Source organism: Mesorhizobium sp. M7A.F.Ca.MR.362.00.0.0 (assembly GCF_004023175.1).
Classification (GTDB): Bacteria; Pseudomonadota; Alphaproteobacteria; order Rhizobiales; family Rhizobiaceae; genus Mesorhizobium.
On sequence record NZ_RZTF01000122.1, the window covers coordinates 1 to 3,781 of the forward strand.

At 63.4% G+C, this 3,781-nt stretch carries 4 protein-coding genes; 3 read left to right on the plus strand and 1 reads right to left on the minus strand.

Going from position 1 to position 3,781, the window contains the following annotated elements; translation table 11 throughout:
• The coding region (locus EOC06_RS16700; protein ID WP_206631198.1) for a Pr6Pr family membrane protein at positions 1–319 on the plus strand (319 nt) is incomplete at its 5' end.
• A 76-nt stretch (positions 320–395) separates the two neighbouring features.
• Here the strand turns inward: EOC06_RS16700 and EOC06_RS42680 are convergent.
• Complete coding sequence (locus EOC06_RS42680; RefSeq protein WP_245469668.1) at positions 396–536, minus strand: DUF1127 domain-containing protein; 141 nt, start codon at positions 534–536, stop codon at positions 396–398.
• A 205-nt stretch (positions 537–741) separates the two neighbouring features.
• Between EOC06_RS42680 and EOC06_RS16710 the strand changes: the two genes are divergently transcribed.
• Both EOC06_RS16710 and purL read left to right on the plus strand, forming a co-directional pair.
• A complete protein-coding gene (locus tag EOC06_RS16710) occupies positions 742–2,151 on the plus strand; it encodes a PLP-dependent aminotransferase family protein (protein WP_127381292.1) in 1,410 nt (469 codons plus the stop codon).
• A 119-nt stretch (positions 2,152–2,270) separates the two neighbouring features.
• Positions 2,271–3,781 (plus strand): phosphoribosylformylglycinamidine synthase subunit PurL (purL, locus tag EOC06_RS16715; RefSeq protein ID WP_245469669.1); only part of this gene is annotated, 1,511 nt, incomplete at its 3' end.

Genomic DNA, 3,781 nt, shown 5'->3' on the forward strand with positions numbered 1-3,781 from the left:
GCTCTGCGACGTCCTGCTGCATTATGTGACGCCGGTGCTCTTCGTGCTGTGGTGGTTGATATCGGGCGCTGACGGCAGGACGCGCTGGAGCGACATTTCCTGGTGGGTGATCTATCCCATCGCTTATCTGGTCTATGCGCTGGTGCGGGCGCCGTTTGCCGGCGAGGTGCCCTACCCTTTCCTGGACATCGCCAAGAACGGCGCGACCGGCGTCGCCATCTCGGCCGCAGCCATCACCGGACTTTTCCTCGTGCTGTGCGTGGTCGCCGTCCTTGCGGACCATGCCGTTGCACGCACCAGGGCATCGAGCGTCCGTTAGAACTGTGCGGACGTCCTGTCCGCATTTCCCGGGACCATCATCTTTCCCAAACCGGTTCCCACTTTTGGGATCAGGGTCAGTCCCAGAACGGCCTGATGCCCTCGCGGTGGGCGTCGCAGCGCGTGACGCCGATATCCTTGAGCTGGTCGTCGGTCATCTCCAGCAGCGCAAACCGGCTGCGGCGGCGATCCAGCAGGTTGTCGATCCATCTTGCCATCGACCTCAGCACGCGCACAAGACGGCTGACAAAACCGCGCTGAGCCGATGGGCGTGTGGATTGGCCTGATAATGCAGCGCTCGAATGACGTATTGTCGCGATTGTATTCATTTTCTTTCTACCAACGTTCTAGATTGTACCCTTTTTTGCACGCGATTGATATGTATTGACTCATCCCCTCGGTGCAATATAGAAAATTGTCACCATGACAACTTGGCTTCCCGATCTCACCACCGGCTCCGGGCCGCTGTATCAGCGCCTGGCGGATTCCATCGAGACGGACATCGATCGGGGCGTGATCGATGCCGGCGCAAAGCTGCCGCCGCAACGCGACCTCGCCTACGACATCGGCACCACCGTCGGCACGGTCGGCCGGGCCTATCAATTGCTGCGCGAGCGTGGGCTGGTGAGCGGCGAAGTCGGGCGTGGAACCTATGTGCTCGGCCAGCGCGCGAAGCCGGATTTTCCGGCTCCGGACGTCGGCGGCGAAGGCACGCGCTATATCGATGCGCCTAAGGGCAAGCTGCGTTTCGACAGCACCGCAGCACCTGATATCGGCCAGGGCGACATTGTCGCCGGTGTCCTGTCGCGCACGGCGCAGGACCATCCGCATGAGATTTCGAGCTACACGCGGGACTTCCCCGACCGATGGTACGAAGCCGGCGCCCGCTGGTTGGCGCGCAATTCGTTTCGTCCGAGTGCCGACACCATCGTTCCCACGCTCGGCACCCATGCGGCGGTGATGGCGGCGATCGCGGCGCTCACCATGCCTGGCGACTATATTGCCTTCGAGCACCTCACCTACTCGCAGATTTCCCGCAGCGCCGGCCTGATCGGCAGGCGCACGGCGCTGGTGGCATCGGACGAGGAAGGCATCGATCCGCAGGATTTCGAGCGCGTCTGCGCGCAAAAGCATCCCAAGATGATCTTCCTGATGCCGACGGCTCAGAATCCGACGCTGGCCACCTTGTCGGCGGCGCGCCGCGAGGCGATCGCCCATGTCGCACGCGAATACAACGTCGTCCTCATCGAGGACGACCTCTATGGCAATCTGACAGATGATCCGACACCATTGCTGGCCGAGTATGCGCCTGAACGGACCATTGTCGCGGGCGGCCTGTCGAAGTCGGTCGCAGCCGGTGTGCGCGGCGGTTGGCTTTCCTGCCCGCCCGCCTACCGCCACCGCATCCGTGTCGCCCACAAGATGATGACCGGCGGCATGCCCTTCCTGCTGGCGGAGGTGAATACAAGGCTGGTGCTGTCAGGTCAGGCGGACGAGATACGCAAGCGCAGCATCGCCGAAATCGGCGCCCGCATCGCCATCGTGCGCGAGACTTTGGCCGGCTTCGCGGTCAAGTCGCATGACAGGGTGCCCTTTGTCTGGCTGGCCCTGCCCGACCCCTGGCTTTCCGGCACCTTCAAGAACGCCTGTCTGGAGCACGGCGTGCTGATCGACGACGAGGACGAATTCAAGGCCGGCCGTTCCGAGCAGGTTTTCCATGGCGTCCGCTTTGGCGTTTCGCAGCCGAGACAGCGCGGGGATATCGCTGAAGGCGTCGCGGCGATCCGGCGACTTCTCGATGAAGGCCGCGCTGGCTACGACAGCTTCTCCTGACGCTGCGTGGCTTTGTCCGGTTTTCCGTCGTTTTTCGTCAATCCATGGGTGTATCGGCCGCAAGGCTTGCGATAAGACGGGACTCAAAATCCCAATGTCCCGGATATAAATCGCCGCCCATGACCATTTCCAATTCCGTGCCGATCACCCCCGAGCTCATTGCCTCACACGGGCTCAAGCCCGACGAGTATCAGCGCATCCTCGATCTTGTCGGGCGCGAGCCGAGCTTCACCGAACTCGGCATTTTCTCGGCGATGTGGAATGAGCACTGCTCCTACAAATCCTCGAAGAAGTGGCTGCGCACGCTGCCTACCACTGGTCCGCAGGTCATCCAGGGGCCGGGCGAGAATGCCGGCGTGGTCGACATCGGCGATGGCGACTGCGTCGTCTTCAAGATGGAGAGCCACAACCACCCGTCCTATATCGAGCCCTACCAGGGCGCGGCGACCGGCGTCGGCGGCATATTGCGCGACGTCTTCACCATGGGCGCGCGGCCGATCGCGGCGATGAATGCGCTGCGCTTCGGCTCGCCTGACCATCCCAAGACCCGGCACCTCGTTTCAGGCGTGGTTTCCGGCGTCGGCGGCTATGGCAACGCCTTCGGCGTGCCGACGGTCGGCGGCGAGGTCAATTTCGACGCTCGCTACAATGGCAACATCCTGGTCAACGCCTTTGCGGCGGGCCTTGCCAAGACCGATGCGATCTTCCTGTCGGAAGCCAAGGGTGTCGGCCTGCCGGTCGTCTATCTCGGCGCCAAGACTGGCCGCGACGGTGTCGGCGGCGCCACCATGGCCTCGGCCGAATTCGACGACAAGATCGATGAGAAGCGCCCGACAGTGCAGGTCGGCGATCCCTTCACCGAAAAGTGCCTGCTGGAAGCCAGCCTCGAACTGATGGCCTCGGGCGCAGTCATCGCCATCCAGGACATGGGTGCCGCCGGCCTCACCTGCTCGGCGGTCGAAATGGGCGCCAAGGGTGACCTCGGCATCGAGCTCGATCTCGACAAGGTGCCGGTGCGCGAAGAGCGCATGAGCGCCTACGAGATGATGCTGTCGGAAAGCCAGGAGCGCATGCTGATGGTTCTGCGCCCGGAAAAGGAAAAGGAAGCCGAGGCGATCTTCCACAAATGGGGGCTCGACTTCGCCATCGTCGGCAAGACCACCGACGATCTGCGCTTCCGCGTGCTGCACCAGGGGGATCAGGTCGCCGATCTGCCGATCAAGGATCTCGGCGACAAGGCTCCGGAATATGACCGGCCGTGGGTCGAGCCGAAAAAGCCGGCGCCGCTGGCCGCCAATGACATTCCGCAAGCCGACGTTGCCGACGCGCTGCTGAAGCTGCTCGGCGGGCCCGACCTGTCTTCGCGCCGCTGGGTCTGGGAGCAGTATGACACGTTGATCCAGGGCAATTCGCTGCAGCTTCCAGGCGGCGATGCCGGCGTGGTGCGGGTCGAAGGCCATGCCACCAAGGCGCTCGCCTTCTCCTCCGACGTGACGCCGCGCTATTGCGAGGCCGACCCTTATGAGGGCGGCAAGCAGGCGGTGGCCGAATGCTGGCGCAACTTGACCGCCACCGGCGCTCTGCCGCTGGCCGCCACCGACAACCTCAATTTCGGCAACCCGGAACGGCC

Excerpts from the sequence above, each read along its gene's own strand:
- EOC06_RS42680 (WP_245469668.1), bottom strand. The coding sequence starts at position 536 with ATGGCAAGATGGATCGACAACCTGCTGGATCGCCGCCGCAGCCGGTTT.
- EOC06_RS16710 (WP_127381292.1), top strand. The coding sequence starts at position 742 with ATGACAACTTGGCTTCCCGATCTCACCACCGGCTCCGGGCCGCTGTAT.